Source organism: Mycobacterium sp., from assembly GCF_049281135.1.
Classification (GTDB): domain Bacteria; phylum Actinomycetota; class Actinomycetes; order Mycobacteriales; family Mycobacteriaceae; genus Mycobacterium.
The window spans coordinates 1-5,460 of the sequence record NZ_JBAPRN010000643.1; the positions used below are offsets into that span (position 1 = coordinate 1).

The 5,460-nt window shown below is 63.1% G+C and carries 4 protein-coding genes; 1 reads left to right on the top strand and 3 read right to left on the bottom strand.

Features of this window, described 5'->3' with window-relative positions:
- The first annotated feature begins 208 nt into the window (after nucleotides 1-208).
- The gene (locus tag WAN02_RS25355; protein ID WP_422267581.1) at nucleotides 209-1,315 is read left to right on the top strand and encodes an adenylate cyclase regulatory domain-containing protein; all 1,107 of its coding nucleotides are present in this window, start codon (nucleotides 209-211) and stop codon (nucleotides 1,313-1,315) included.
- An 83-nt stretch (nucleotides 1,316-1,398) separates the two neighbouring features.
- Here WAN02_RS25355 and WAN02_RS25360 read toward each other — a convergent pair whose 3' ends face one another.
- The 3 genes from WAN02_RS25360 to WAN02_RS25370 form a co-directional block, all read right to left on the bottom strand.
- Nucleotides 1,399-2,169 carry an SDR family NAD(P)-dependent oxidoreductase gene (locus WAN02_RS25360; protein WP_422267575.1) on the bottom strand — a complete coding sequence of 257 codons (771 nt, stop codon included), beginning with the start codon at nucleotides 2,167-2,169 and terminating at the stop codon, nucleotides 1,399-1,401.
- Between the two features lie 20 nt (nucleotides 2,170-2,189).
- On the bottom strand, nucleotides 2,190-3,302 hold the full coding sequence (locus WAN02_RS25365) for an LLM class flavin-dependent oxidoreductase (RefSeq protein WP_422267577.1): 1,113 nt from the start codon (nucleotides 3,300-3,302) through the stop codon (nucleotides 2,190-2,192).
- 417 nt (nucleotides 3,303-3,719) lie between these two features.
- Nucleotides 3,720-5,156, bottom strand: coding sequence for an MFS transporter (locus WAN02_RS25370; RefSeq protein ID WP_422267579.1), 1,437 nt, complete (start codon nucleotides 5,154-5,156; stop codon nucleotides 3,720-3,722).
- Nucleotides 5,157-5,460 lie beyond the last annotated feature (304 nt).

Sequence of the window (5,460 nt, forward strand, 5' to 3'; positions counted from 1 at the left end):
CGCGCTGGAGCTAGAGACGTGACGTTCGCCGATGCGATCAACACCTTTGTTGGCGTTGTGAGACCGTGCGTGTCCGGCGACGTCTGCCCAGCTACCCTTCGGAAATCCCGACCCAGGCCACGGTCACCGATGCGCGAGCCTCTGCTACCTGGTGTTGCTGAAAGGAGTAGCCGTGGCAGCGGATGCCGAAGATCAGCCTCGACACGACGTGACCTCCGACCGGGGCATTGAGACCCTCCTAGACGGGCTCGTCGGCGACGCGCGGCGCGATCGCGCTGAACTGATCACCTGGCTGCTGGATCGCGGTTTCACAGTGGACCAGGTAGCTGCATCGCTGACCCCGATGATGCTGCCCGCCAACCGTGTGATGGGTGACCACGGCGTCTATGTGTCACCGCGCGAGATGTCTCGGCTGAGCGGAATCGAGCTGGAGTCGCTGCAACAACTGATGCGCGCCGCGGGTCTGCCAAGAATCGAGGACCCCGACGACGCCGTGGTGCCTCTGGTGGATGGGCAGGCGGTTGCACAGGCCAAATACCTTCTCGACATCGGGCTGGAATCAACTGAGGCGGTTGCGGCCGTGAAGGTTCTGACCGAAGGATTTGGACGCTTTGCCGCAATGATGCGTGAGCCCGCTTTTCGGCTGCTGGTCAAACCTGGTGCCAGCGAGATCGATATCGCAGCGGCAGCTGAGGTGTTGGCACAGGCGGCTATCCCCCATGCAGGGCCGATGCTAGAAAATCTACTTCGCGTGCAGTATCGGCGGATGTTTGAGGCTGAGGCGATCGGAGTCGCCGAACGCGCGACCGGGTCACTGCCCGGCGCCCGCCAGCTCTCCGTCGCCTTCGCCGACCTCGTCGGTTTCACGCATCTCGGCGAAATGCTTGTGCCAGAGGAGCTTGAAGGTCTCGCGCGTCGGCTGGCAGAACTCGCCCAAGACGTCGCGGTTCCGCCCGTGGTGTTCGTCAAGACGATTGGCGACGCCGTGATGCTGGTGTCGACCGATACGACCCGCCTGGTCGAGGTAGTTCTCGAACTCATCGACGCTGCTGCGGTGCATGGGCTGCCGCGGTTGCGGGCAGGGACGGCGGCCGGACTGGCGGTCAGCCGCGCCGGCGACTGGTTCGGCAGCCCGGTGAACGTGGCGAGCCGGGTCACCGGCCTTGCACGGCCGGGAACCCTACTGGTCACCGATTCTGCGCGGCAATCCAGTGGTGAGCCCGTAAGCCTGGTTTGGGTGCCGGCGGGTGCTCACCGCCTCCGGGGCGTGCCCGGGGAAGTGGAGCTTTTCCGAGTCCATCGGGCTGCGCGCTGACGTACGGCGCGCTCCGGGTGCGGTCGACGATCAGACGGCCGCGATCCGCTGGAACTCAGCCGTACTCCAAAACTTCGCGATTGTCAGGACATCACTTGTCCGGCAAGCAGACCACCATCGACGACGTGTTGTCCGCCGGTGATGAAAGTGGCGTCGTCTGAGGCCAGAAATGCGATCAACGCCGCAACCTCATTCACCCGGCCGATTCGCCCCAACGGCAAGCCCGCGAAGAGGTCGCTCGCATCGAAGGTTGCGACGGCGTCGCTTCGGCTCATCGCGGTGTCGATCATTCCCGGATTCACCGCGTTCACCCGGATGTTGTCTCTCCCGAATTCCAATGCGGCACAACGCGCAATCGTGAAATTCGCGGCCTTGCTCGCGCAGTAAGCCGTCATCCCCCCAACGCCGATGCTGCCCGCGGTCGACGACATCGTGACAATGGAGCCTCCTCCGATGGCACGCATCACTGGGACAACCTCGCGGATACCGAGGAACGCTCCGATTGCATTAACTTCGTAGGTGCGCCGGAAATCCTCCACGGTCGACTGTTCGATCGGCTTGACGCACATGATTCCGGCGTTGCTCACCAAGATCGACGGCGGCCCAAACGTCGCGACACAATGTTCGATGGCGCGTTTCCAGTCCGTTTCGGAGGTGACGTCCAGCTCGACGAAGGATGCCGACGCACCCAGCTCTTTGGCGAGCAGCTCTCCGGTTTCGACCAGCAGGTCACCCAGCACTACCTGCGCGCCCTCGGCGATAAGCCGCCGAACCGTGGCCTCTCCGATGCCGCGAGCACCGCCGGTCACCAAGGCCACTTTTCCCGACAAACGATGTGCTTGAACCTCATTCATTACGGACTCCCTTGCTCCGGTTAGCCACGACGTAGTCCAGCTTCTTTCATCAGCGGTAGCACCTCGGCGTTGAACCGCTCGATGCCCTCCGAGTAGTCCAGCCAGCTGAGGGCGACACCGCTGTACCCGATCTTGTTGTACTGGCTCAGCTGATCGACAATCTGCTCAGCTGTTCCGATCAGCGGCAGTGCCGCATATCCTGCGACCCAGCCACGGATCTGCTGGCGCATGACCTCCGGCGGAATGCTCTGCGCGCCGCCTCCGATGACGCGCTCCACGAGCGCTCGAGCACCGTCGTGGTCGCCGCACTCATCGACATACCACTCGAAGTAGCGCCGCGCCTCCTTTTCGGTGTCCTTGACCACGATCGACGAGAAGGCAAGCAGCCCAGCGGAACTTCCCAGCTCTTTGGCCCGATCTTGGGTACGCCGCGCCGTACCTTCCAGCGATTCCCAGTCAGGGCCACCCTGGAAGGTGTAGTCGGCATGTGTCAGCGCGAAATCCAGTCCTACCGGTGAAGTTCCCGCGGACACGACGACTGGGCGGGGCGACTGAATCGGCTTGGGCTGTAGGTATCCGCGCTTGGCGGTGTAGTAGCTCCCCCGGTAGTCAAGCTCGTCGTTCTCGGACCACAGGCGTTCGATGATCTCGAGCCACTCAGCGGCGGCAGCATAACGGTCATCGTGGGGTTGCTGCTCGATGCCGAACATCCCGAACTCGAGCTCGTTCCAGCCGGCGACAATGTTCATCCCGAACCTGCCGCCGCTGATGTGGTCGATCGTCGCGCCCATTTTGGCTGCCAGCATCGGATGAAAAATCGGCACGTGGCAGGTCGAGAAAACGTGGATGTGTTCGGTCACCGCCGCAATCGCCGACGCCCATGTGAACGTCTCGTACTGTTCGGCGTTCGAGTTGTTCGTCCCGCCTTGTCCACGCCAACGGCCCAAGGGCAGCAGGAACTCCCAGCCCGCGGTGTCAGCTGCCTGGGCCACGGCGATGTTTTCCTGCCAGTCCAACGTGTTCTTGGCCGCGGTCGACATCATCATTCCGCCGCTTATGTTCAGGCAGAACGTACCCAGTTTCATTTCGTTGTCACCGAAGAACGCCGACGTGGGGTTGGGCTGGTCAGACATTGCGACTCCTCTTGAAATATCTCGACGCTCCGGCGACGTTTCACTCGCCGGCCCGCTACGGTGCGAGCCACAAAACGCGCGAGCTATGGCATAGATCACGACTGTAGGACAGGGCACCGGAATATGTCAACATCAATGTTGAAATTTCTGACAGAGTCCTTTGTTGGTCCGCTCATCCACTGCGCTGGGTGACTTCTGCGGTGTGGCTGCGCTCCTCAGATCCACACCGACGCCTTCCCTGTTGGGACGGCAAACATACGACGCGTTGTCGCTCCAGGACAGCCACGACTAGACCGGCTCGAAATCGTCTAATCGCCAGTAGAGCTTGACAACTGGTCCTGACGCGATGCGGTGGGCGACCGTCCGGCGCTCGTTTGCGGCCCGCATGAGCTAGACCCGTTGGTTGCCCGTTGATCGTCAGTCGATGTCTTTGCGGGTCAGCGACCGGTCAAGCACAGTGATGAGAAGGAACGCGGCACTGACAACGACGAGGAACAGCGCGAGGTGGTGCATTCCACTGGTGGTGACCCTGTGGCCGTAAAAGCAGCCCTGCGCGGCGGCGGAGGCGATTGCGCCGAGGTAGCTGAAGGTGCGCAGCAGGCCCGCGCAGGCACCCAGGTTTGCGGGGTTGGCCTGTCGATACACCGCATTCTGCAGGGCAATGCCGTTCAGTCCCAGCGGGATGCCGATGATCAACACGACGATGGTGAGCATCCACGCGGGGCTCGCGGGCTGCAATGTGAGGAGAAACAGGGAAGCGCCGATCTGCCCGAGTGCACCGGCAATCAATTTGCCGCGCAGTGCTTCCCGTCGCCCTGTGGCCGCCGATACGGCGATGGCAATGACGAACATCGGCAGCGTAACCAAGCCCGCGTCCCTGGCGGTCAGGCCGCGTCCGTCCTGGAGCCATTGCGGGAAGCCGTACACGAAGCTGTAGGTCACGGCAAAGGCCAGCAGCGCTCGGCAGTAGGTAACCAACAGCGGGATGTTGCCACCCAACACACGCAGGTCGATGAAGGGGTCATGGTGGCCCAGTTCGCGGGCCACGAAACCTGCGGCACCGACACCGGTTATCACAAGCAGGTACCACGAGCCGCGATGCGGGTGCATCAGGAACAGCAGCATTGCGACCAGCGGGCCAGCGAACAAGACCAACCCTATGAGGTCCAGATCGAGCTTGCGTGCACCCGTCTTGCAGGCACCTTGAATGGGCTCGTCTTTGGGGAAGCGTCGCCAACCGAGCACGCACGCCACGGCTGACAAAGGGATGTTGATCGCCAGCGTGGTGCGCCATCCACCGAGACCGATCAACAGCCCCCCAAGAAGCGGTCCGATCACTGCGATGGTCTGCGTGGAAATCGCCAGGATGGTGAGCACGCCGGCCGGGCTGTCCTTGCCGGTGCGGTCGGCCTCGGCACGAATCAGCCGCATCGCAGCGGGATAGCCCGCGCAGGTGCCGAAGCCAAGGACGACACGGGCCACGATCAGCACCGCCAAATTCGGAGCCGCGGCACCGATCACTCCCGCAATCCCCACTAGCGCCGTGGCCGGAAGGAACAATCGCCGCGGCCCGTACTCATCGATGAGCCGGCCGACCAGGGGCTGACCGACCGCGGTCGCCAGATACAGCGCCGAGACCAACCACGCTGTCGCCGAGGGTGGTTCTCCGAACGCGACCCCGACCGGAACCAGCGCAACCGCCATGACCGTGGAATTGATCGGGTTCAGTGCCGCCCCAGAGACCAGTGGCGCGATCAGCTTGCGGTTGAACCCGTCGTCCGAGGCCAGTCGCCTACGCAAGCGCTCGATCCCCCGCTTTGCGGCGGATGCCGGCCCGGTCCGTTGCGTGCTCACCGAGCCACCGCAGCGTATGGCATCATTTCGGGTTCGCCCCCTTGCGCTCGCTGTCCTAGGCTCCACGCCAGGAGCCTCGGTGATTACTGCCAGGAGCTGCCCGCCTCGTTCAACCTATGTATTGAAAACAGATGCTATCTCGGGCAGCGGGTGATCGCCGCCCCGGCCGTCTCCGCGGTAGCCGTGCGCGACCTCAACTCGCTTGTTGGGAACGAGATTAGAAGAAACCGTTACGCCTTGGGTTTTCGACGTAGCGTCTCTGGCAGAGCTGGGCCCGCCGGCCGAGAGAACCGTGGCAGCCTTT